The organism is Streptomyces sp. NPDC097129 (assembly GCF_055668065.1).
In genome coordinates this window covers 24,304-47,618 of the sequence record NZ_JBVOQE010000010.1, presented here as the reverse complement: position 1 = coordinate 47,618, position 23,315 = coordinate 24,304, and the positions used below count along the sequence as shown (strand labels likewise).

Genomic DNA, 23,315 nt, shown 5'->3' with positions numbered 1-23,315 from the left:
TTCTCGCAGGGGGCCCCAACCATGTCATGGCCGCCGCAGCGCTGACCCGGCGCGGGCGGCCCGAGAGGGAGTACGAGAAGGTGGCAGCACCTAGAAAGGGCCGGAGCGCGAGCGCCCAGAGCAAGCCGTGGCGCGCGCTGGCCCTGATTCTGATCGCCATCGTGGCGCTCACCGGCGGGATGTTCGCCTCCGGGCACACCACCCCGCGTCTGGGCATCGACCTTGCCGGCGGTACGAGCATCACGCTCCGGGCGGTCCCCGAGGCCGGCCAGGAGTCCGCGATCAACAAGACCAACATGGACACCGCGGTCCAGATCATGGAGCGCCGCGTCAACGGTCTTGGTGTGTCGGAGTCCGAGGTCCAGACCCAGGGCAATCGCAACATCATCGTCAACATCCCCAAGGGCACGAACTCCGAGCAGGCGCGCCAGCAGGTCGGCACCACCGCCAAGCTCTACTTCCGCCCGGTCCTGGCCACCGAGCTCTCCGGCCCCGCCGGCACGGCCACCCCGACGCCGAGCGGCACCGGCAACCCCTCGGCGTCGCCGAGCGGCAAGGCCAACGGCAAGGCCTCGGGCAAGCCGGAGGCGACCGGCAAGGGATCGTCCTCGCCGTCCGCCACCCCGTCGGCGAGCGCCACCTCCCAGGGCCGGCCCGTCTCCGACGCGCTGAAGGCGGACGCCTCGTCGTCCGCGAGCGGCTCCGGCAGCCCCAAGGCGTCTCCCTCGCCGTCGGGCAGCGCCCCCGGCGACGCCACCTCCCGGCTCCAGGCGCAGTACGCCGCGCTGGACTGCTCCAAGCCGGACCAGCGGGCCGCGGCCGGCAAGGGCGCCAAGTCCAGCGACCCGACCCTGGCCTGCGGCAACTCCAGCGGCCAGTGGCAGAAGTACATCCTCGGCCCGGCCGGCGTGGACGGCACCGACGTGAAGAAGGCGCAGGCCGTCTTCAACACGCAGAACGCCTCCGGCTGGACCGTCACCATGGAGTTCACCTCCAAGGGCGCGAAGAAGTTCGCCGACATCACCGGCAAGCTGGCCCAACAGCAGACCCCGCAGAACCAGTTCGCGATCGTCCTCGACGGCAACGTCGTCTCCGACCCGTTCGTCCGCGAGGCGCTGACCGGCGGCAGTGCCGAGATCACCGGCCACTTCTCGCAGGAGGAGGCGCAGAGCCTGTCCAACATGCTCTCGTACGGCGCGCTGCCGCTGACCTTCAAGGAGGACAGCGTCACCACCGTGACCGCGGCGCTCGGCGGTGAGCAGCTGAAGGCCGGTCTGATCGCCGGCGCGATCGGTCTCGCGCTGGTCGTGATCTACCTGGTGCTGTACTACCGCGGTCTGGCGCTGATCGCCTGCGCCTCGCTGCTGGTGTCCGCCGCGCTCACCTACGTGATCATGTCGCTGCTCGGCCCGGCCATCGGCTTCGCGCTGAACCTGCCGGCCGTGTGCGGTGCCATCGTCGCCATCGGCATCACCGCGGACTCGTTCATCGTGTACTTCGAACGGGTCCGGGACGAGATCCGCGAGGGCCGCTCGCTGCGCCCCGCCGTGGAGCGCGGCTGGCCGCGCGCCCGGCGCACCATCCTGGTCTCCGACTTCGTCTCCTTCCTCGCCGCCGCGGTGCTGTTCATCGTGACCGTCGGCAAGGTGCAGGGCTTCGCGTTCACGCTCGGCCTGACCACCGTGCTCGACGTCGTCGTGGTGTTCCTGTTCACCAAGCCGCTGCTGACGCTCCTGGCCCGCCGGAAGTTCTTCGCCGACGGCCACAAGTGGTCCGGTCTCGACCCCAAGGCCCTGGGCGCCAAGCCGCCGCTGCGCAGCACCCGTCGTTCCTCCCGCCCGGCCGCCGGCCCCGTCGACCCGAAGGAGGCGTGAGAGATGTCGAAGCTCGGCAACCTCGGCGCCCGGCTCCACCGTGGCGAAATCGGCTACGACTTCATCGGCAAGCGCAAGATCTGGTACGGCGTCTCGATCCTGATCACCATCACGGCCATCCTCGGCCTGGCGGTGCGCGGCCTGAACATGGGCATCGAGTTCCAGGGCGGTGCCGTCTTCACCACCCCGAAGAACATGTCCGTCTCGGTCACGAGCGCCGAGGGCTACGCGCAGACCGCCTCCGGCCACGACGCGATCGTCCAGAAGCTCGGTGACGGCAGCCTGCGCATCCAGGTCGCGGGCATCGAGACCAGCGACGCCAGCAAGATCAAGAATGAGCTGGCCAAGGACCTCAAGGTCGACGCGGAGAAGATCAACGCCGACCTGGTCGGCCCCAGCTGGGGCGAGCAGATCGCCAGCAAGGCGTGGCAGGGCCTGGCCATCTTCATGGTCCTCGTCGTGATCTACCTCGCGATCGCCTTCGAGTGGCGCATGGCCGTGGCCGCGCTCGTCGCCCTGATCCACGACATCACCATCACCACCGGCATCTACGCCCTCGTCGGCTTCGAGGTCACGCCGGGCACGGTGATCGGTCTGCTGACCATCCTCGGTTACTCGCTCTACGACACGGTCGTCGTCTTCGACAGCCTCAAGGAGCAGACGAAGGACATCACCAAGCAGACCAGGTGGACCTACAGCGACATCGCGAACCGCTCCATCAACGGCACCCTGGTCCGCTCCATCAACACCACGGTGGTCGCGCTGCTGCCGGTCGCGGGCCTGCTGTTCATCGGCGGCGGCTTCCTCGGCGCGGGCATGCTCAACGACATCTCGCTGTCGCTGTTCGTCGGCCTCGCGGCCGGCGCCTACTCCTCGATCTTCATCGCCACGCCGCTCGTCGCCGACCTCAAGGAGCGCGAGCCGCAGATGAAGGCCCTGAGGAAGCGCGTGCTGGCCAAGCGGGCCCAGGCAGGCCCCCAGGAGGAGTTCGCCGCCGCCCGCGCCGGCGCCGACGACTCCGACGACGCCGCACCCGCGGTCGTCGGTCCCCGCGACCAGTCCGCCGCCCGCAACCGCGGCCGTGGCCGGCCCTCGGGGAAGCGCCGATGACCGAGCTCGCAGATCCCACCGCGCTGCTCCTCAGCCGTATCCGGGACGTGGCCGACTACCCGGAGCCGGGCGTGATGTTCAAGGACATCACCCCGCTGCTCGCGGACCCGGCGGCGTTCACCGCGCTCACCGAGGCGTTCGCGGAGATCGCCGAGCGCACCCGCGCCACCAAGATCGTCGGCCTGGAGGCGCGCGGGTTCATCCTCGGCGCCCCCGTCGCCGTCCGCGCGGGCCTCGGGTTCATCCCGGTGCGCAAGGCGGGCAAGCTGCCCGGAGCCACCCTCGGCCAGTCCTACGACCTGGAGTACGGCTCGGCCGAGATCGAGGTGCACGCCGAGGACCTGACCGCCGACGACCGCGTCCTGATCGTCGACGACGTCCTCGCCACCGGCGGCACCGCCGAGGCCGCCGTCCAGCTGATCCGGCGGGCGGGCGCCCAGGTCGCGGGCGCCGCGGTGCTGATGGAGCTGAGCTTCCTTCAGGGCCGCCCGCGCCTGCAGGCCGCCCTCGGCGAAGCCCCGCTGGAGGCGCTGCTCACGGTCTGATCGCAGCCCTGAGACGTGAGGGGCGGGCCCGGAGGAATCCGGCGCCCGCCCCTTGTGTTTTCCCGGTACACGGGCCGCACAGTGGCCTGAAGGCGATCCTGGAGCCCAGGCTCGCTACGATGGAGACTCCGGAGCCTGACCGGGGGACCCGGATCGCGCACGAGGAGTCCTCTTGCCAGACGAGGCCCAGCACCTGACCGCCGCCAAGCCCGAGCCCACCCCGGGATCCGCGGCACAGCCCGCGCCGACCGCGCCGCAGGAGAAGAACGACACCCGCGGGCCGGTCCAGCACGCCCAGTCGGCGAGCGTCGACAAGCCGGCCGAGGAGATCCGCCCCAAGCCGGAGCCCCCCGAGCGGCCCGTCAACGCGCCGGTGGTGCGCACGCCCGCGGCCCCGTCCGCCCGCACCGGCTCCTCCAACCGCGTCCGCGCCCGTCTGGCCCGCCTCGGCGTCCAGCGCGCCAACCCCTACAACCCGGTCCTGGAACCGCTGCTGCGGATAGTCCGCAGCAACGACCCGAAGATCGAGAACTCCACGCTGCGCCAGATCGAGAGCGCCTACCAGGTCGCCGAGCGCTGGCACCGCGGCCAGAAGCGCAAGAGCGGCGACCCGTACATCACGCACCCGCTCGCCGTCACCACCATCCTCGCCGAGCTGGGCATGGACCCGGCCACCTTGATGGCCGGCCTGCTGCACGACACCGTCGAGGACACCGAGTACGGGCTGGAGGACCTGCGCCGCGACTTCGGCGACGTCGTCGCGCTGCTCGTCGACGGCGTCACCAAGCTGGACAAGGTCAAGTTCGGCGAGGCCGCGCAGGCCGAGACCGTGCGCAAGATGGTCGTCGCCATGGCCAAGGACCCGCGCGTCCTGGTCATCAAGCTCGCCGACCGGCTGCACAACATGCGCACCATGCGCTACCTCAAGCGCGAGAAGCAGGAGAAGAAGGCGCGCGAGACCCTGGAGATCTACGCGCCGCTCGCCCACCGCCTGGGCATGAACACCATCAAGTGGGAGCTGGAGGACCTCGCCTTCGCGATCCTCTATCCCAAGATGTACGACGAGATCGTGCGCCTGGTCGCCGAGCGCGCCCCCAAGCGCGACGAGTACCTGGCCAAGGTGATCGACGAGGTGCAGGGCGACCTGCGCGCCGCCCGCATCCGCGCCACCGTCACCGGCCGCCCGAAGCACTACTACAGCGTCTACCAGAAGATGATCGTCCGCGGCCGTGACTTCGCGGAGATCTACGACCTGGTCGGCATCCGCGTCCTGGTGGACACCGTCCGCGACTGCTACGCCGCGCTGGGCACCGTCCACGCCCGCTGGAACCCCGTTCCCGGGCGGTTCAAGGACTACATCGCGATGCCCAAGTTCAACATGTACCAGTCGCTGCACACGACGGTCATCGGGCCCAGCGGCAAGCCGGTCGAGCTGCAGATCCGCACCTTCGACATGCACCGCCGCGCCGAGTACGGCATCGCCGCGCACTGGAAGTACAAGCAGGAGGCCGTCGCCGGCGCCTCCAAGGTGCGCAACGACGCGCCGAAGACCTCCGGCAAGGGCAAGGACGACCACCTCAACGACATGGCGTGGCTGCGCCAGCTGCTGGACTGGCAGAAGGAGACCGAGGACCCGGGCGAGTTCCTGGAGTCCCTGCGCTTCGACCTGTCCCGCAACGAGGTCTTCGTCTTCACGCCCAAGGGAGACGTCATCGCGCTCCCGGCCGGCGCCACCCCGGTGGACTTCGCCTACGCCGTGCACACCGAGGTCGGCCACCGCACCATAGGAGCCCGCGTCAACGGGCGGCTCGTCCCGCTGGAGTCGACCCTCGACAACGGCGACCTGGTGGAGGTCTTCACCTCCAAGGCGCCCGGCGCCGGACCGTCCCGCGACTGGCTCGGCTTCGTCAAGTCGCCGCGCGCCCGCAACAAGATCCGCGGCTGGTTCTCCAAGGAGCGCCGCGACGAGGCGATCGAGCAGGGCAAGGACGCCATCGTGCGGGCCATGCGCAAGCAGAACCTGCCGATCCAGCGCATCCTCACCGGCGACTCCCTGGTCACGCTGGCGCACGAGATGCGCTACTCCGACATCTCCGCGCTGTACGCGGCGATCGGCGAGGGCCATGTCTCCGCGCAGCACATCGTGCAGAAGCTGGTGCAGGCCCTCGGCGGCGAGGAAGCGGCCACCGAGGAGATCGACGAGACCGTCCCCACCCGAGGCCGCGGCCGCAAGCGCCGCAGCAGCAACGACCCCGGTGTCGTCGTCAAGGGCGTCGACGACGTGTGGGTCAAGCTGGCCCGCTGTTGTACGCCGGTGCCGGGCGACCCGATCATCGGCTTCGTCACGCGCGGCAGCGGCGTATCGGTTCACCGCAGCGACTGCGTCAACATCGAGTCACTGTCGCGGGAGCCGGAGCGCATCCTCGAAGTCGAGTGGGCGCCCACCCAGTCCTCGGTCTTCCTGGTCGCCATCCAGGTCGAGGCCCTGGACCGCTCCCGGCTGCTGTCCGACGTCACGCGCGTGCTGTCCGACCAGCACGTCAACATCCTCTCCGCGGCCGTGCAGACCTCCCGTGACCGGGTGGCCACCTCCCGGTTCACCTTCGAGATGGGCGACCCCAAGCACCTGGGCCACGTCCTGAAGGCCGTACGCGGCGTCGAGGGCGTCTACGACGTCTACCGCGTCACCTCGGCCCGCCGCCCGTCGTAAGGCCCGCACAGGGCACGCGGAAGCCCCCGTACACGCTGTGTACGGGGGCTTCCGGCTGTCGTCGGGCGGTGCGGGTCAGCCGCCGAACTCGTGCAGGCCCTTCAGCGCCTGGTCCAGCAGCGCCTGGCGGCCCTCCAGCTCACGCTGAAGCTTGTCGGCCTTCGCGGTGTTGCCCTGGGCGCGCGCCTGCTCGATCTGGCCCGTGAGCTTGTCGACGGCGGCCTGGAGCTGACCGGTCAGACCTTCGGCACGCGCGCGTGCCTCCGGGTTCGTCCGCCGCCACTCGGTCTCCTCGGCGTCCTGGATCGCCCGCTCGACCGCGTGCATCCGGCCCTCGACCTTCGGCCGGGAGTCCCGCGGCACATGGCCGATGGCCTCCCAGCGCTCGTTGATCGAGCGGAACGCGGCGCGCGCGGCCTTGAGGTCCGTCACCGGCAGGAGCTTCTCGGCCTCCTCGGCCAGCTCCTCCTTCAGCTTCAGGTTCTCCGCCTGCTCGGCGTCCCGCTCCGCGAAGACCGAGCTGCGCGCCGCGAAGAAGACGTCCTGGGCGCCGCGGAAGCGGTTCCACAGGTCGTCCTCGTGCTCGCGCTGGGCGCGGCCCGCGGCCTTCCACTCGGCCATCAGCTCGCGGTAGCGGGCCGCCGTCACACCCCAGTCCGTCGAGCTCGACAGCGCCTCGGCCTCGGCGACCAGCCGCTCCTTGGTCCGGCGGGCCTCCTCGCGCTGCGCGTCCAGCTGCGCGAAGTGCGCCTTGCGGCGCTTGGAGAACGCCGACCGGGCGTGCGAGAAGCGGTGCCACAGCTCGTCGTCCGACTTGCGGTCCAGCCGCGGCAGACCCTTCCAGGTGTCCACCAGGGACCGCAGCCGCTCACCGGCCGCCCGCCACTGGTCGGACTGGGCGAGCTCCTCCGCCTCCGCCACCAGGGACTCCTTGGCGTGGCGGGCGTCATCGGCCTGCTTCGCCCGCTGCGCCTTGCGCTCCTCGCGGCGCGACTCGACGGTCTGCACGAGCTTGTCCAGGCGCTGCCGCAGGGCTTCCAGGTCACCGACCGCGTGGTGGGCGTCGACCTGCTCGCGCAGGTGGCCGATCGCGGCCATGGCGTCCTTGGACGACAGATCGGTGGTCCGCACGCGCTTCTCGAGGAGGCCGATCTCGACAACCAGGCCCTCGTACTTGCGCTCGAAGTAGGCCAGCGCCTCCTCGGGGGAGCCGGCCTGCCAGGAACCGACGACCTGCTCGCCGTCGGCCGTACGCACGTACACGGTCCCCGTCTCGTCGACGCGGCCCCACGGGTCGCTGCTCACAGCGCCTCCTCCACATGATGCCTGCGGGGGGCCTTCGAGCTCCCCCGGGCATCGTCCACAGTTTGTTCACCGCCAACATAGGCGACCAGCGGGTTGCCTGTCCGCATCCAGCGCGACCGAAATTTCCCGGCTGGCCACGCAGAACGCCGCGCGGGCGTCACGACTTCGAGACCGTCGCCTTGTCGATCACCACCGTCGCGTTGGGCGCGGTGTTCTGGGTGGTGGGGTCGGCGGGCTGGGCGCCGGCGGCGGCGATCTTCTTCAGCACCTGCATGCCCGCCGGCGACACCGTACCGAACGGTGTGTAGCTGGGCGGCAGCGGGCTGTCCTGGTACACGAGGAAGAACTGGCTGCCGTTGGTGTTCGGGCCGGAGTTCGCCATCGCGACCGTGCCCGCCGGGTAGACGTTGCCCTTCAGGACCTTGTCCTTGAGGTTCTCGTCCTTCATCTTGTAGCCCGGGTCGCCCATGCCGGTGGCCGTCGGGTCGCCGCACTGCAGCACGTAGATGCCGGTGTCGGTCAGACGGTGGCACTTGGTGTGGTCGAAGTAGCCCTTGGCCGCAAGGAAGTTGAACGAGTTCACGGTGTGCGGGGCCGCCGACGCCTTCAGCGCGAGATCGATCTCACCGCACGTGGTGTCCAGCTTCATCGTGTACTTCGCCGACGTGTCGATCGACATCGCCGGCTCCTTGCCGAACTTCAGCTTCTTCACCGAGCCCGGAGCCGGCTTCGCGCACGGGTCCTTCGGCTTGCCCGACGCCGACGGCGTCACCTCGGCGCTCGCGTTCGACTTGCCGTCGTCCTTGAACACTCCGGTCGTGTACACCGCGAGGCCGCCCACCAGGACCACACCGAGCACCGAGGCGATCACGGAATTACGGACCCGCGCCTTGCGCCGCGCGTCGGTGCGCCGCTGCTGCTGCCGCAAGAACTTCTCCCGGGCGAGCTGACGCCGCCGCTGCTCCTGGCTGACCACCGGGGTTACTCCTCATGCCTCTTGTACGTCGGTTGGGCGCGTGCGTCCGATGAACCGATCGCCTGCGTGTGCCCCGTACCGTATATGGGTTCGCTGAGGAATCGGCAGCGCCGGTAGGCTCTGACCGCGGGCGCGAGCGCGAGACGCCGCCCCCATACCGACCACAACCGCCACAACGAAGGACGATCGTGCTCATTGCCGGGTTCCCCGCCGGGGCCTGGGGGACGAACTGCTACCTCGTCGCCCCCGCCGCCGGTGAGGAGTGCGTGATCATCGACCCGGGCCATCAGGCGGCCCCCGGAGTCGAAGAGGCACTGAAGAAGCATCGGCTCAAGCCCGTCGCCGTCGTCCTCACCCACGGCCACATCGACCACGTGTCCTCCGTCGTCCCCGTGTGCGGCGCGCACGACGTACCGGCCTGGATCCACCCCGAGGACCGGTTCATGATGAGCGACCCCGAGAAGGCGCTCGGCCGGTCCATCGGCATGCCGCTGATGGGCGAGCTGACCGTGGGGGAGCCGGACGACGTCAAGGAGCTCACCGACGGCGCGCGTCTGGAGCTGGCGGGACTGTCGCTGAGCGTCGCGCACGCGCCGGGCCATACCAGGGGGTCGGTGACCTTCGGCCTGCCCGAGGCGGCGGACATCCCGCCGATCCTGTTCTCGGGCGACCTGCTGTTCGCCGGCTCCATCGGACGCACCGACTTCCCCGGTGGCTCCATGGACGACATGCTCGAGTCGCTGACCCGCGTGGTCCTGCCGCTCGACGACTCGACCGTGGTGCTGTCCGGGCACGGCCCCCAGACGACCATCGGCCAGGAGCGCGCCACCAACCCGTATCTGCGGCAGGTGGCCACCGGCCAGGGAGCGCAGCCGCAGGCCGCTCCCCGACGAGGAATGTGATCGAGAGACTTCCGTGAGCACCTTCAAGGCCCCCAAGGGCACGTACGACCTCATCCCGCCGGACTCCGCGAAGTACCTGGCGGTGCGCGAGGCGATCGCCGCCCCGCTGCGCGCCTCCGGCTACGGCTACATCGAGACCCCCGGCTTCGAGAGCGTCGAGCTGTTCGCGCGCGGTGTCGGCGAGTCCACCGACATCGTGACCAAGGAGATGTACGCCTTCGAGACCAAGGGCGGCGACAAGCTCGCCCTGCGCCCCGAGGGCACCGCCTCCGTGCTGCGCGCCGCGCTGGAGGCCAACCTGCACAAGGCGGGCAACCTCCCCGTCAAGCTGTGGTACTCCGGCTCCTACTACCGCTACGAGCGCCCGCAGAAGGGCCGCTACCGGCACTTCTCCCAGGTCGGCGCCGAGGCGATCGGCGCTGAGGACCCGGCGCTGGACGCCGAGCTGATCATCCTGGCCGACCAGGCGTACCGCTCGCTGGGCCTGCGGAACTTCCGCATCCTGCTGAACTCGCTCGGCGACAAGGAGTGCCGGCCGGTGTACCGGGCCGCCCTGCAGGACTTCCTGCGCGGCCTGGAGCTGGACGAGGACACCCGCCGCCGGATCGACATCAACCCGCTGCGCGTCCTGGACGACAAGCGCGAGGCGGTGCAGAAGCAGCTCACCGGCGCCCCGCTGCTGCGCGACTACCTGTGCGACGCCTGCAAGGCGTACCACGAGGAGGTCCGCGAGCTGATCACGGCCGCGGGCGTCGCCTTCGAGGACGACCCGAAGCTGGTGCGCGGCCTCGACTACTACACCCGCACCACCTTCGAGTTCGTCCACGACGGCCTCGGCTCGCAGTCCGCGGTGGGCGGCGGCGGCCGCTACGACGGCCTGTCGGAGATGATCGGCGGCCCCGCGCTGCCGTCCGTCGGCTGGGCGCTCGGCGTGGACCGCACGGTGCTCGCGCTGGAGGCGGAGGGCGTCGAGCTCGAACTGCCCTCGGCGACCAGTGTCTTCGCGGTGCCGCTCGGCGATGAGGCCCGCCGGGTGCTGTTCGCCAAGGTGACCGAACTGCGCAAGGTGGGCGTGGCGGCGGACTTCTCCTACGGGCACAAGGGGCTCAAGGGAGCGATGAAGAACGCCAACCGCAGCGGTGCCCGCTACACGATCGTGGCCGGCGAACGCGACCTCGCCGAAGGGGTCGTCCAGCTCAAGGACATGGAGTCCGGCGAGCAGACGGCGGTCGGCGTGAACGAGATCGTGGCGGAGCTGGAGGCCCGGCTCGGCGGCTGACGGCCGACGACAGTGACCGAGGGCGCCGGGGAGATCCCGGCGCCCTTCGTCGTCAACTCGGCGCCCGTGACATCGCTCTGCCAGGGGATCTTCGCCACGAGAGCGCCGCACACGCCTGAAGGCGCTCCGATCAGCGGCCGGAACCGAACGCCCGGGGTCCCTCCCGCGTATTTCCTTATGTCCAGCGAACGGTGGACAGTGGGACGCGTGCGGCACAATGGCCCTGCCCGAAGAAGGTCCACCTCTCATGTGACGGAACCGGCGGAATGAGCAAGACGACAGTGAAGGACGTCTCCACCGAACCCGAGCCGCAGCACGCCGGGGCCGCCGCGCCGCGCACCGTGGGCGGCAGCCGCGCCTTCGGAGTGCTGCTGGTGATCACCGGCGCGGCCGGACTGCTCGCCGCCTGGGTCATCACCCTGGACAAGTTCAAGATCCTCGAGGCCAAGGTCGCGGGCAAGACGTTCACCCCCGGCTGCAGCCTCAACCCGGTCGTCTCCTGCGGCAGCGTGATGGAGTCCAAGCAGGCGGCGGCCTTCGGGTTCCCCAACCCGATGCTCGGCCTGGTGGCCTACGGCATCGTCGTCTGCGTCGGCATGAGCCTGCTGGGCCGCGCCCGCTTCCCGCGCTGGTACTGGCTCACCTTCAACTTCGGCACCCTCTTCGGGGTGGGCTTCTGCACCTGGCTGCAGTTCCAGTCGCTGTACCGGATCAACGCCCTGTGCCTGTGGTGCAGCCTGGCCTGGGTCGCCACGATCATCATGTTCTGGTACGTGACGTCCTTCAACATCCGCAACGACCTGCTGCCCGCCCCGCGCTGGCTCAAGGGCTTCTTCGGCGAGTTCACCTGGGTCCTGCCGGTGCTCCACATCGGCATCATCGGCATGCTGGTCCTGACCCGCTGGTGGGACTTCTGGACCAGCTGAGCCCGCCGGGCTGCAGCCCCCGCACCACCCGACTCCGGCCGGCCGCTCCACGCGGCCGGCCGCGTTGTCAGTGCCGTCCTTTAGGGTTTCTGACGTGGAGCCCGACCTGTTCACCGCCGCAGCCGAAGAACGCCAGGAGAAGGACCCGACGACCAGCCCCCTCGCGGTCCGGATGCGCCCGCGCACCCTCGACGAGGTCGTCGGGCAGCAGCACCTGCTCAACCCGGGCTCACCCCTGCGCCGCCTGGTCGGCGAGGGCGCGAAGGGCCCGGCCGGGCCGTCCTCGGTGATCCTGTGGGGCCCGCCCGGCACCGGCAAGACCACGCTCGCCTACGTCGTCTCCAAGGCCACCAACAAGCGCTTCGTGGAGCTGTCCGCGATCACCGCGGGTGTCAAGGAGGTCCGCACGGTCATCGACGGCGCCCGCCGCGCCAGCGGCGGCTACGGCCAGGAGACCGTCCTCTTCCTCGACGAGATCCACCGCTTCAGCAAGGCCCAGCAGGACTCCCTGCTCCCGGCCGTCGAGAACCGCTGGGTGACCCTGATCGCGGCCACCACCGAGAACCCCTACTTCTCGGTGATCTCCCCGCTGCTCTCCCGCTCCCTGCTGCTCACCCTCGAACCCCTCACCGACGACGACATCCGGGGCCTGCTGCACCGCGCCCTCACCGACGAGCGCGGCCTGAAGGGCGCCGTCGCGCTCCCCGAGGACACCGGGAACCACCTGGTGCGCATCGCCGGCGGCGACGCCCGCCGCGCGCTCACCGCCCTGGAGGCCGCCGCCGGCGCGGCCCTGGACAAGGGCGAGACGGAGATCTCCCTGTCCACCCTGGAGGAGACCGTCGACCGGGCCGCGGTGAAGTACGACCGCGACGGCGACCAGCACTACGACGTCGCCAGCGCCCTGATCAAGTCCATCCGCGGCTCCGACGTCGACGCCGCCCTGCACTACCTGGCGCGCATGATCGAGGCCGGCGAGGACCCCCGCTTCATCGCCCGCCGCCTGATGATCTCCGCCAGCGAGGACATCGGCCTGGCCGATCCGAACGCCCTGCCCATCGCCGTCGCCGCCGCCCAGGCCGTCGCCATGATCGGCTTCCCGGAGGCCGCGCTCACCCTCAGCCACGCCACCATCGCCCTCGCGCTCGCCCCCAAGTCCAACTCCGCCACCACCGCGATCGGCGCCGCCCTGGACGACGTACGCAAGGGGCTGGCCGGAGCGGTCCCGGCGCATCTGCGCGACAGCCACTACAAGGGCGCCACCAAGCTCGGCCACGGCCAGGGGTACGTCTATCCGCACGACCTGTCCGAGGGCATCGCCGCCCAGCAGTACGCCCCGGACGTCCTCAAGGACCGCGAGTACTACACCCCCACCCGGCACGGCGCGGAGGCGCGGTACGCGGACGCCGTGGAGTGGACCAGGAAGCACCTCGGTCGCAAGCGGTCCTGAGCTCCCTGTAGACTGCCCTGAAGTGCCGAGTTCCGTGCAGTCAGAGCGGGACAGCCGGCCGGAACCCCCCGCGGGTTCCAGGAGCGTCGCGCACCGTCGAACGGTGTCGCGGGCAGCCCACCACCACCCGGAGCTCCGGGAGAGGTCGGTGGGCCACTCGCGTGCTGCACGTATGTGCCCAGACCAGGGGAGCGGCTGCCCGGCAGGTCCCACGCGGACCCGACGGGTTTCCCCGGCTGCGGATGCGACCTCCCGCAACCCTGACAAGCCGGAACAAGGAAAAGAGAAACAGTGGCGAACCAGTCCCGCCCCAAGGTCAAGAAGTCGCGTGCGCTCGGCATCGCGCTGACCCCGAAGGCCGTCAAGTACTTCGAGGCGCGCCCCTACCCGCCGGGTGAGCACGGCCGTGGCCGCAAGCAGAACTCGGACTACAAGGTCCGTCTGCTCGAGAAGCAGCGCCTGCGCGCCCAGTACGACATCTCCGAGCGTCAGCTCGTGCGCGCCTACGAGCGTGCGTCCAAGGTCCAGGGCAAGACCGGTGAGGCCCTGATCGTGGAGCTGGAGAAGCGCCTCGACGCGCTGGTCCTGCGTTCGGGCATCGCCCGCACGATCTACCAGGCCCGCCAGATGGTCGTCCACGGCCACATCCAGGTCAACGGCAAGAAGGTCGACAAGCCCTCCTTCGTCGTGCGTCCCGACGATGTGATCCAGGTCCGCGACCGCTCCAAGGACAAGACGCTCTTCCAGATCGCCCGCGAGGGTGGCTTCGCCCCCGACGGTGAGACCCCGCGCTACCTGCAGGTGAACCTCAAGGCCCTGGCGTTCCGCCTGGACCGCGAGCCGAACCGCAAGGAGATCCCGGTGATCTGCGACGAGCAGCTCGTCGTCGAGTACTACGCCCGCTGATCATCCAGCGGCGGTAGCACTCCCTCAGCCCGCCGTCTCCCCGCCCTTCCGGGTGGGCGAGGCGGCGGGCTGCCGCGTTCCCGGGCCACCCCGCTGCGCCCCGCGCGGCGGCGGCACGGCCTGCAGCGACCGGCCCTGCCCCAGCGCCCGCGCCACCGCCTCGGGCCGCCCGAGCCGCCGCCCCTGCCGCAGGCACTCCTCGTACCGCGCGTCGCCGAGCCGCTCGCGCGCCGTCGCCTCGCACAGCTCGTGCGGGCCGTTGTAGTGGGTCGAGCCGAACAGCGGCAGCCCCACCGACGGCCACATCTGCGCCGCCGCGCCCTGCAGCACCGCCGCCTCCGCCGCGTCCCCCTCCGTCACGGTGACCAGCGCCAGCAGCTCCATCGACAGCACCGAGCCGAGCAGATCGCGAAACGCGTGCGCGCCCGCCAGGCACTCGGTCAGCAGCTTCCGGGAGCGGGCCGGATCCCCCTCGGCCCAGGCCGCGTACGCCAGCACGAACAGCGCGTAGCCCAGGGCCCACCGCTCCCCGTGGTCCTCGCACACCTGGCGCACGTCCTCGCACAGCCGCACCGCGTCCGGCAGCTCGCCCTGGAACGCCCGGGCCATCGCCAGCTCCACCTGGCCCATCAGCACATTGCTGTTCAGCTCGCCGATCTCCCGGTAGCGCTCCAGCGCCGAGCGCAGCAGCCGCTCCGCGCGCGCCATGTCGTCGGTGACCAGCGCCAGACATCCGGTGCGGTGCTCGGCGTACGCGACGCCGGTCGCGCTGCCCACCCGCTCCGCCTCCGCACGGCACTCGGTCAGCGCCGCGAGCGCCGGCACCGGGTCGCCCTGCAGGACCGCGACATAGCCCAGCACCCACAACGCCTTGAGCCGGGGATGCTCACCCGCGCTGCGCGCACCGCCCTCCGTGTCCAGCTCGACGCTGCGCTGCAACCAGTGCCGTCCCTCCGCGAGCCGCCCGCAGCCCACCCAGTAGAACCACAGCGAACCGGCCAGATACTGGCCCAGATGTGCCTCGCCCGGCTCGGTCAGACAGTGCTCCAGCGCGCACCGCAGATTCGGCAGTTCCGCCTCGATGCGCTCGGCCACCTCCGCCTGCCGGGGCGAGAACCAGTCCAGCTCGCACCAGGTCGCCAGCCCCATGTACCAGTCCCGGTGGCGGCGCCGCATCCGCTCCGCGTCCCCGGTCGCCGCGAGCCAGTCGGCGCCGTAGGCCCGGATCGTGTCGAGCATGCGGTAGCGCACCCCCGTGACGGTCTCCTCGCGGGTCACGACCGACTGCGCGATCAGTTCCGTCAGCACGTCCAGCACATCGTCGGCGGGCAGCCCGTGCCCGCTGCACACGTACTCCACGGCGTCCAGGTCGAACTGCCCGGCGAACACCGTCAGCCGGGCCCACAGCAGCCGCTGCGCCGGGGTGCACAGCTCGTGGCTCCAGCCGATCGCCGTGCGCAGCGTCCGGTGGCGCGGCAGGGCGTCCCGCATCTCGCCGGTCAGCAGCCGGAACCGGTCGTCCAGCCGCTCCAGCAACTGCCCCGGCGACAGCGCCCGCAGCCGCCCGGCCGCCAGCTCCAGCGCCAGCGGGATGCCGTCGAGACGCCGGCACAGCTCACGCACCTCGGGACCGTCCCCGACGGGCACCCCCTGGGCGGCGGCGCGGTCGCGGAACAGCTCCACCGCCTCGTCCTCGCCGAGGGGCGCGAGCGGCAGCAGCCGTTCACCGGCCAGCCGCAGCGGGCACCGGCCCACCGCCAGGATCCGCAGCTCGGGCAGGTGCGCCAGCAGGTCCGCCACCAGCTCCGCGCACGCCTCGGCGAGATGCTCGTAGCCGTCGAGGACCAGCAGGAGCCGACGGCCGGCGAGATGTGCGAGCAGTGTCTCGCGCGGCGCCCGGCACGTGTGGTCGGTCAGGCCCAGCGTCTCCGCGAGCGCGTAGGGGACGAGCCCGGCCTCCCGCAGTGGCGCCAGCTCCAGCCTCGCCCAAGCCGTCGGCCGCGCCAGGGCAGGGGAGTCACCGGTCACCGCGTGCGGGGCCGTCCAGCGCGCCGCCGCCCGGGCCGCGAGCCGCGACTTGCCGACCCCGCCGGGACCGGTCACGGTCACCAGCCGCGAGCCGCGCAGGGCCTCGGCCAGCTCGGCCAGTTCGCCGGCCCGGCCGACGAACGCGTTCGATTCCACGGGCAGATGACCGCCCGCGGGGGTACCGGCGCGCTGATGATCTCGCATGGGACACGCAGCGTACTGAACCGTAATCACTGCGTACAATCGCTTCCCGGAACTCCGGCGCCCACGCCCCCTAATCCGGTACGGAGCCCGAGCCCCGGCGCGATAGGCTCGGTGCACGACTTTCTCGATGTTCAGGCACGTTTCAGGGAGCGGGTGCGCACAGTGTCCGGTGGAGAGGTGGCCGGGATCCTGGTGGCCGTCTTCTGGGCGATCCTGGTCTCCTTCCTCGCGGTGGCTCTCGCGAGGCTGGCCCAGACGCTCAAGGCGACGACCAAGCTCGTGGCGGACGTGACCGACCAGGCCGTCCCGCTGCTGGCCGACGCCTCCCAGGCGGTGCGCTCCGCGCAGACCCAGATCGACCGGGTCGACGCGATCGCCTCCGACGTCCAGGAGGTCACGTCGAACGCCTCCGCCCTGTCGACCACCGTCGCCTCCACCTTCGGCGGCCCGCTGGTCAAGGTCGCGGCCTTCGGCTACGGCGTGCGCCGGGCACTGGGGGGCCGCAAGGCAGAGGCGCCCGCCGAGGAGGCGAGGCGTACCGTGATCGTGGGCCGCACCGTCCCGGCCTCGCGACGGGGCAAGCGGAAGTAAGGACTGAGACCGAGCGATGTTCCGCCGTACGTTCTGGTTCAGCACGGGCGTCGCCGCCGGTGTGTGGGCCACCACCAAGGTCAACCGCAAGCTCAGGCAGCTGACCCCCGAGAGTCTCGCCGCGACCGCGGCGAACAAGGCGCTCGAGACGGGACAGCGGCTCAAGGACCGCGCCGTGGGCTTCGCGCTCGACGTCCGCGACAACATGGCCCAGCGGGAGGCCGAGCTCGGGGAGGCCCTGGGCATCCACGAGAACCCGGAACTCGCGGCCCCCCGGCGTCCCGCCGCCCTCGAGAACAACCGCAGCAACCCGAAGTACGCCGAGAACCCGACGTACTCGTACAACCGGAATGAGGACCACTGATGGAGTCGGCTGAGATCCGCCGCCGCTGGCTGAGCTTCTTCGAGGAGCGCGGGCACACCGTCGTCCCTTCGGCGTCGCTCATCGCGGACGACCCGACTCTGCTCCTCGTCCCCGCCGGCATGGTGCCCTTCAAGCCCTACTTCCTGGGTGAGGTCAAGCCGCCGTTCCCGCGCGCCACCAGCGTGCAGAAGTGCGTGCGCACGCCCGACATCGAAGAGGTCGGCAAGACCACGCGCCACGGCACGTTCTTCCAGATGTGCGGCAACTTCTCCTTCGGCGACTACTTCAAGGAAGGCGCCATCACATACGCCTGGGAGCTGCTCACCAGCCCCCAGGACAAGGGTGGTTACGGCCTGGAGCCGGAGAAGCTCTGGATCACCGTCTACAAGGACGACGACGAGGCCGAGCGCATCTGGCACGAGGTCGTCGGCGTGCCGAAGGAGCGCATCCAGCGCCTCGGCATGAAGGACAACTACTGGTCCATGGGCGTCCCCGGCCCGTGCGGCCCCTGCTCCGAGATCAACTACGACCGCGGCCCCGAGTTCGGCGCCGAGGGCGGCCCCGCCGTCAACGACGAGCGGTACGTGGAGATCTGGAACCTCGTCTTCATGCAGTACGAGCGCGGCGAGGGCATCGGCAAGGACAACTTCGAGATCCTCGGCGAGCTGCCCAGCAAGAACATCGACACGGGCCTCGGCCTGGAGCGCCTCGCCATGATTCTGCAGGGCGTGCAGAACATGTACGAGATCGACACCTCCATGGCCGTCATCGACAAGGCCACCGAGCTGACCGGCGTGGCCTACGGCGACGCCCACGACTCGGACGTCTCCCTGCGCGTGGTCACCGACCACATGCGCACCTCCGTCATGCTCATCGGCGACGGCGTCACCCCCGGCAACGAGGGCCGCGGCTACGTCCTGCGCCGCATCATGCGCCGTGCCATCCGCAACATGCGCCTGCTCGGCGCCACCGGTCCGGTCGTCAAGGACCTCATCGACACCGTGATCGGCATGATGGGCCAGCAGTACCCCGAGCTGATCACCGACCGCGAGCGCATCGAGAAGGTCGCCGTCGCCGAGGAGAACGCGTTCCTCAAGACGCTGAAGGCCGGCACCAACATCCTCGACACCGCCGTCACCGAGACCAAGCAGGCCGGCGGCACGGTCCTCTCCGGCGACAAGGCGTTCCTGCTCCACGACACCTGGGGCTTCCCGATCGACCTCACCCTCGAGATGGCCGCCGAGCAGGGCCTGGCCGTGGACGAGGACGGCTTCCGCCGCCTGATGAAGGAGCAGCGGGAGCGCGCCAAGGCCGACGCCCAGGCCAAGAAGACCGGCCACGCCGACCTGGGCGCCTACCGCGAGATCGCCGACGCCGCCGGTGAGACCGACTTCATCGGCTACACGGACACCGACGGCGAGTCCACGATCGTCGGCCTGCTCGTCGACGGCGTCTCCTCGCCGGCCGCCACCGAGGGCGACGAGGTCGAGGTCGTCCTCGACCGCACCCCGTTCTACGCCGAGGGCGGCGGCCAGATCGGCGACACCGGCAAGATCAAGGCCGACTCCGGCGCCGTCATCGAGATCCGCGACTGCCAGAAGCCGGTCCCGGGCGTGTACGTCCACAAGGGCGTCGTCCAGGTCGGCGAGGTGACCGTCGGCGCCAAGGCCCACGCCTCCATCGACGCCCGCCGCCGCCACGCCATCGCCCGCGCCCACTCGGCCACCCACCTGACCCACCAGGCGCTGCGTGACGCCCTCGGCCCGACGGCCGCCCAGGCCGGTTCCGAGAACCAGCCCGGCCGCTTCCGCTTCGACTTCGGCTCCCCGTCCGCCGTCCCGACGGCCGTCATGACCGACGTCGAGCAGAAGATCAACGAGGTGCTCGCCCGCGACCTCGACGTGCGCGCCGAGGTCATGGGCATCGACGACGCCAAGAAGCAGGGCGCCATCGCCGAGTTCGGCGAGAAGTACGGCGAGCGGGTCCGTGTCGTGACCATCGGCGACTTCTCCAAGGAGCTGTGCGGCGGCACGCACGTGCACAACACCGCCCAGCTGGGACTGGTGAAGCTGCTCGGCGAATCCTCCATCGGCTCGGGTGTGCGCCGTATCGAGGCCCTCGTCGGTGTGGACGCCTACCACTTCCTCGCCCGTGAGCACACGGTCGTCAACCAGCTCACCGAGCTGCTGAAGGGCCGCCCGGAGGAACTGCCGGAGAAGGTCTCCGCCATGCTCGGCAAGCTGAAGGACGCCGAGAAGGAGATCGACAAGTTCCGCGCCGAGAAGGTGCTGCAGGCCGCCGCCGGTCTCGCCGAGTCCGCCAAGGACGTGCGCGGGGTGGCCGTGGTGACCGGTCAGGTCCCGGACGGCACCACGCCGGACGACCTGCGCAAGCTGGTCCTCGACGTGCGCGGCCGTATCCAGGGCGGGCGCGCCGCGGTCGTGGCCCTGTTCACCGTCACGGGCGGCAAGCCGCTCACGGTCATCGCCACCAACGAGGCCGCCCGCGAGCGCGGCCTCAAGGCCGGCGACCTGGTCCGTACCGCCGCCAAGACCCTCGGCGGCGGCGGTGGCGGCAAGCCGGACGTCGCCCAGGGCGGCGGCCAGAACCCGGCCGCCGTCGGTGAGGCCGTCGACGCCGTCGAGCGCCTCGTCGCCGAGACGGCGAAGTGACGGCAGCGACGGCTGAGTGACGGCTGAGTAAGGAAACGGTCGGAATCATGCGCAGAGGACGTCGGCTCGCGATCGACGTCGGGGACGCCCGGATCGGGGTCGCCTCGTGCGACCCCGACGGGATCCTCGCCACCCCGGTGGAGACGGTCCCCGGCCGGGACGTCCCCGCCGCCCACCGCCGCCTGCGGCAGCTGGTGGAGGAGTACGAGCCGATCGAGGTCGTCGTCGGCCTCCCTCGCTCCCTCAAGGGGGGCGAGGGCCCGGCCGCCGCCAAGGTCCGCGCCTTCGCGCAGGAGCTGGCCCGGGGCATCGGGCCGGTGCCGGTCCGCCTGCTGGACGAGCGGATGACCACGGTCACGGCCGGCCAGGGCCTCCGGGCCTCCGGTGTGAAGGCGAAGAAGGGCCGCTCGGTCATCGACCAGGTCGCCGCCGTGATCATCCTGCAGCAGGCGCTCGAATCCGAACGGGTGTCAGGCAAAGCCCCGGGCGAGGGCGTCGAAGTGGTCATCTGATCGCGATACGGTAACGTTCCGCGCGATGCGGCGGTGTTCGAACAGCCGCCGCACAACAAGAGGCGGAACGGAGCCGGAGCCACCAGCCGCGTGACCGCCGCCTCGCGGCTCTAGGGGATCGATGACTGAGTATGGCCGGGGCCAAGGCCCCGAACCGTGGCATCCGGAGGACCCGTTGTACGGGGACGGCGGATGGGAAGGGCAGCAGCCCCACGTGGGCCATCAGCCTGCCTACGGCGGCCAGCAGCAGCACCCGCAGCAGCCGTACCAGCAGCAGCACGATCAGCACCAGCAGCATCCTCAGCAGCAGGGCTACGGTGACTGGCGCCACGAGCAGCAGTCCGCGTACGACCAGCAGCAGTACCAGCAGCAGTACTACGGCGAGCAGCAGTACCCGCAGGACGGCGGCTGGGACACCACCGGCACGCACGCGCACGTGCCGTACACGCCGGACCCGTCCGACCCCTACGGACAGCAGGCCGCTGCCTACGGTGAGCAGCCCGACTTCTACCAGACCGAGGACGCCTACCCGCCGCCGGAGCCGCCCGCCCGTCGGCGCGGCGAGCCGGAGCCGCGGCCGGAGACCGACTGGGACCCCGGCCCCGACCAGGGCGAACACGCCTTCTTCGCGGGCGGGGACCCGGACGAGGACCCCGAGGACGAGGCCGGGCCCCGCGGGCGCGCGGCCCGCCGCGGCGGCAAAGGCGGCAAGGGCGGCAACGGCGGCAAGAAGAAGAGCCGCAACGGCATCGCCTGCCTGCTCGTCGTGCTCGTGTTCGGCGGCGGACTCGCCGGTGTCGGCTACGTCGGCTACACCTTCTACCAAAATCGTTTCGGCACGTCCCCGGACTACGCGGGCGACGGCACGGCCGAGACGGTGACCATCGAGATCCCCAAGGGCGCGGGCGGCTACGACATCGGCCGCCGGCTCAAGGCGGCGGGCGTGGTCAAGAGCGTGGACGCCTTCGTCTCCGCCCAGCAGCAGAACTCCAAGGGCAACTCCATCCAGGCCGGCGCCTACATCCTGCGCAAGCAGATGTCGGCCGCCAGCGCTGTCGAGATGATGCTCGACCCCAAGAGCCAGAACAACGTCATGGTCACGCCCGGCGAGCGCAACGCGCACGTCTACGCGACGATCGACCAGAAGCTCGGCCTGTCCACCGGCACCACCAAGGACACCGCGCACAAGCAGTACAAGAGCCTCGGCCTGCCGAGCTGGGCGAACAGCGACAGCGACATCAAGGACCCGCTGGAGGGCTTCCTCGCCCCGGGCACCTATCCCGCGGCCAGGGGCATGAAGCCGGAGACGGTGCTGAAGGCGATGGTGACCCAGGCCAGCGAGGCCTACGGCCGCTACGACCTGCAGGGCAAGGCCCAGGCTCTGGGGCTGAAGGACCCGCTGCAGCTCGTCACGGTGGCCAGCCTGGTCCAGGCCGAGGGCAAGACCCACGACGACTACCGCAAGATGGCCGAGGTGGTCTACAACCGCCTGAAGCCCACGAACACGGAGACCAACCAGCTCCTGCAGTTCGACTCGACCTTCAACTATCTGAAGGGCGAGAGCAACATCCACATCGCCACACGCGAGATCTATAGCAACAAGGACCCGTACAACACGTACACCAACAAGGGTCTGCCGCCCGGCCCCATCGGCAATCCCGGTGACGACGCCATGAAGGCGGCGCTGAATCCGACACACGACGGCTGGATCTACTTCGTGGCGACCGACGGCGTGAGCAACACCGAATTCGCCAGGACCCTGGCCGAGTTCAACAAGCTCAAGGACAAGTTCGATGAAAGCTCGGGCAACTGACGCCCGCCGGGCGGCCGTCCTCGGCTCGCCCATCGCGCACTCCCTCTCCCCGGTGCTGCACCGGGCCGCCTACGCGGAACTGGGCCTCGACGGCTGGAGCTACGACCGCTTCGAGGTCGACGAGGCCGGCCTGCCCGGGTTCTTCGAGACGCTGGACGCCCGGTGGGCGGGGCTGTCGCTGACCATGCCGCTGAAGCGGGCCGTGATCCCGCTGCTGGACGAGATCAGCGAGACCGCGTCCCTGGTGGAGGCCGTCAACACGGTCGTCTGCGCCGAGGACGGCCGCCGCATCGGGGACAACACCGACATCCCCGGCATGGTCGCCGCGCTGCGCGAACACGGCATCGAGCAGGTCGGCACGGCCGCGGTGCTCGGCGCCGGCGCCACCGCCTCCTCCGCGCTGGCCGCGCTGTCCCGGGTGTGCTCGGGCGAGGTCGTCGTCTATGTGCGCAGCGCGGCCCGCGCCGCCGAGATGCGCCAGTGGGGAGAGCGCCTGGAGGTCGAGGTGCGCACCGCCGACTGGGCGGACGCGGCCGAGGCCCTGCGCGCGCCCCTGGTGATCGCGACGACACCGGCCGGGACGACCGACGCCCTGGCCGCCGCCGTACCGGAGCGGCCCGCCACGCTCTTCGACGTGCTGTACGACCCCTGGCCGACCGAGCTGGCCGCGCGCTGGTCGATGTTCGGCGGGGCCGTGGTCAGCGGCCTGGACCTGCTCGTGCACCAGGCCGTCCTCCAGGTCGAGCAGATGACCGGGCACACCCCGGCCCCGCTGGAGGCGATGCGCCGGGCCGGCGAGAAGGCCCTGGCCGAGCGCTGACGTCCACGGGTCCATGGCGGGCGGGACGGCTCGGCGGGCGGTAGCTCGTCCGGGTGCCGGGTGCCGGGTGCCGGGTGCCGGGTGCCGGGGTGTCGTGTGCCGTGTGTCGTGTGCCGTGTGCCGTGACCGATGGTGCCGTCCACAGGCGCCCGTCCGCCGCGGGAGACGGCCCGCGCCGCAACCGCGCCGTCCGTGTCGGCGTCCGCCTGCTGGACCGTCGGCCGGGAGTCGGGCCCGGACGTGGGAGGATCGGAGGTGGCGGGCCCGGGCCGCGCACCCGGTCGCGCCGCCGCCGTACGCGCACGTGCGTGTACGCGGCGCAGAACCA

At 70.8% G+C, this 23,315-nt stretch carries 18 protein-coding genes; 15 read left to right on the top strand and 3 right to left on the bottom strand.

Going from position 1 to position 23,315, the window contains the following annotated elements; translation table 11 throughout:
- Positions 1–80: 80 nt before the first annotated feature.
- The 4 genes from secD to relA all read left to right on the top strand — a co-directional run bounded on the left by secD (position 81) and on the right by relA (position 6,239).
- Entirely contained in the window at positions 81–1,874 is a 1,794-nt protein-coding gene (gene secD, locus AC0B9F_RS26630) for a protein translocase subunit SecD (RefSeq protein WP_472007283.1), read from the top strand.
- 3 nt (positions 1,875–1,877) lie between these two features.
- The gene (secF, locus tag AC0B9F_RS26625; protein WP_472006829.1) at positions 1,878–2,984 is read left to right on the top strand and encodes a protein translocase subunit SecF; all 1,107 of its coding nucleotides are present in this window, start codon (positions 1,878–1,880) and stop codon (positions 2,982–2,984) included.
- Positions 2,981–3,529: an adenine phosphoribosyltransferase gene (locus tag AC0B9F_RS26620; RefSeq protein WP_472006827.1), complete on the top strand. Its 549-nt coding sequence runs from the start codon at positions 2,981–2,983 to the stop codon at positions 3,527–3,529. Before secF ends, AC0B9F_RS26620 begins: the two co-directional genes overlap by 4 nt.
- 172 nt (positions 3,530–3,701) lie before the next feature.
- Positions 3,702–6,239 (top strand): GTP pyrophosphokinase, encoded by a 2,538-nt coding sequence (relA, locus tag AC0B9F_RS26615; protein WP_472006825.1) that lies wholly within the window; start codon positions 3,702–3,704, stop codon positions 6,237–6,239.
- 75 nt (positions 6,240–6,314) lie between these two features.
- Here the strand turns inward: relA and AC0B9F_RS26610 are convergent, their stop codons facing one another.
- Positions 6,315–7,544 (bottom strand): DUF349 domain-containing protein, encoded by a 1,230-nt coding sequence (locus AC0B9F_RS26610; RefSeq protein ID WP_472006824.1) that lies wholly within the window; start codon positions 7,542–7,544, stop codon positions 6,315–6,317.
- A 157-nt stretch (positions 7,545–7,701) separates the two neighbouring features.
- Positions 7,702–8,520: a peptidylprolyl isomerase gene (locus AC0B9F_RS26605; RefSeq protein WP_472006822.1), complete on the bottom strand. Its 819-nt coding sequence runs from the start codon at positions 8,518–8,520 to the stop codon at positions 7,702–7,704.
- Between the two features lie 188 nt (positions 8,521–8,708).
- On the opposite strand from AC0B9F_RS26605, the gene AC0B9F_RS26600 reads away from it, so the two are divergent.
- The 5 genes from AC0B9F_RS26600 (at position 8,709) to rpsD (ending at position 13,983) form a co-directional block, all read left to right on the top strand.
- A complete protein-coding gene (locus AC0B9F_RS26600) occupies positions 8,709–9,422 on the top strand; it encodes an MBL fold metallo-hydrolase (RefSeq protein ID WP_472006820.1) in 714 nt (237 codons plus the stop codon).
- Positions 9,423–9,435: 13 nt separating this feature from the next.
- On the top strand, positions 9,436–10,701 hold the full coding sequence (gene hisS / locus AC0B9F_RS26595) for a histidine--tRNA ligase (protein ID WP_472006819.1): 1,266 nt from the start codon (positions 9,436–9,438) through the stop codon (positions 10,699–10,701).
- Positions 10,702–10,967: 266 nt separating this feature from the next.
- Positions 10,968–11,627 carry a vitamin K epoxide reductase family protein gene (locus tag AC0B9F_RS26590; protein ID WP_472006818.1) on the top strand — a complete coding sequence of 220 codons (660 nt, stop codon included), beginning with the start codon at positions 10,968–10,970 and terminating at the stop codon, positions 11,625–11,627.
- Positions 11,628–11,721: 94 nt separating this feature from the next.
- Complete coding sequence (locus AC0B9F_RS26585) at positions 11,722–13,077, top strand: replication-associated recombination protein A (protein ID WP_472006816.1); 1,356 nt, start codon at positions 11,722–11,724, stop codon at positions 13,075–13,077.
- Positions 13,078–13,368: 291 nt separating this feature from the next.
- Positions 13,369–13,983: a 30S ribosomal protein S4 gene (gene rpsD / locus AC0B9F_RS26580; RefSeq protein ID WP_391689113.1), complete on the top strand. Its 615-nt coding sequence runs from the start codon at positions 13,369–13,371 to the stop codon at positions 13,981–13,983.
- A 24-nt stretch (positions 13,984–14,007) separates the two neighbouring features.
- Here rpsD and AC0B9F_RS26575 read toward each other — a convergent pair whose 3' ends face one another.
- Positions 14,008–16,215: an ATP-binding protein gene (locus tag AC0B9F_RS26575; protein WP_472006812.1), complete on the bottom strand. Its 2,208-nt coding sequence runs from the start codon at positions 16,213–16,215 to the stop codon at positions 14,008–14,010.
- 153 nt (positions 16,216–16,368) lie between these two features.
- Between AC0B9F_RS26575 and AC0B9F_RS26570 the strand changes: the two genes are divergently transcribed.
- From AC0B9F_RS26570 to AC0B9F_RS26545, 6 genes are all read left to right on the top strand, one after another.
- Positions 16,369–16,806: a DUF948 domain-containing protein gene (locus tag AC0B9F_RS26570; protein WP_472006810.1), complete on the top strand. Its 438-nt coding sequence runs from the start codon at positions 16,369–16,371 to the stop codon at positions 16,804–16,806.
- Between the two features lie 16 nt (positions 16,807–16,822).
- Positions 16,823–17,170: a hypothetical protein gene (locus AC0B9F_RS26565; protein WP_472006806.1), complete on the top strand. Its 348-nt coding sequence runs from the start codon at positions 16,823–16,825 to the stop codon at positions 17,168–17,170.
- Entirely contained in the window at positions 17,170–19,842 is a 2,673-nt protein-coding gene (gene alaS / locus AC0B9F_RS26560) for an alanine--tRNA ligase (protein ID WP_472006801.1), read from the top strand. The genes AC0B9F_RS26565 and alaS overlap by 1 nt, the downstream gene beginning before the upstream one ends.
- A gap of 47 nt (positions 19,843–19,889) precedes the next feature.
- Positions 19,890–20,354, top strand: a complete 465-nt coding sequence (ruvX, locus tag AC0B9F_RS26555) for a Holliday junction resolvase RuvX (RefSeq protein WP_472006800.1) — start codon at positions 19,890–19,892, stop codon at positions 20,352–20,354.
- 121 nt (positions 20,355–20,475) lie between these two features.
- On the top strand, positions 20,476–22,167 hold the full coding sequence (gene mltG / locus AC0B9F_RS26550; RefSeq protein WP_472006799.1) for an endolytic transglycosylase MltG: 1,692 nt from the start codon (positions 20,476–20,478) through the stop codon (positions 22,165–22,167).
- Positions 22,148–22,987 (top strand): shikimate dehydrogenase, encoded by an 840-nt coding sequence (locus AC0B9F_RS26545; RefSeq protein WP_472006798.1) that lies wholly within the window; start codon positions 22,148–22,150, stop codon positions 22,985–22,987. The genes mltG and AC0B9F_RS26545 overlap by 20 nt, the downstream gene beginning before the upstream one ends.
- Positions 22,988–23,315: the final 328 nt, after the last annotated feature.

Coding starts and splice junctions, on each gene's coding strand:
- alaS (WP_472006801.1), top strand. CDS start 17,170: ATGGAGTCGGCTGAGATCCGCCGCCGCTGGCTGAGCTTCTTCGAGGAG.
- AC0B9F_RS26575 (WP_472006812.1), bottom strand. CDS start 16,215: ATGCGAGATCATCAGCGCGCCGGTACCCCCGCGGGCGGTCATCTGCCC.
- mltG (WP_472006799.1), top strand. CDS start 20,476: ATGACTGAGTATGGCCGGGGCCAAGGCCCCGAACCGTGGCATCCGGAG.
- secF (WP_472006829.1), top strand. CDS start 1,878: ATGTCGAAGCTCGGCAACCTCGGCGCCCGGCTCCACCGTGGCGAAATC.
- AC0B9F_RS26565 (WP_472006806.1), top strand. CDS start 16,823: ATGTTCCGCCGTACGTTCTGGTTCAGCACGGGCGTCGCCGCCGGTGTG.
- AC0B9F_RS26590 (WP_472006818.1), top strand. CDS start 10,968: ATGAGCAAGACGACAGTGAAGGACGTCTCCACCGAACCCGAGCCGCAG.
- AC0B9F_RS26545 (WP_472006798.1), top strand. CDS start 22,148: ATGAAAGCTCGGGCAACTGACGCCCGCCGGGCGGCCGTCCTCGGCTCG.
- AC0B9F_RS26620 (WP_472006827.1), top strand. CDS start 2,981: ATGACCGAGCTCGCAGATCCCACCGCGCTGCTCCTCAGCCGTATCCGG.
- ruvX (WP_472006800.1), top strand. CDS start 19,890: ATGCGCAGAGGACGTCGGCTCGCGATCGACGTCGGGGACGCCCGGATC.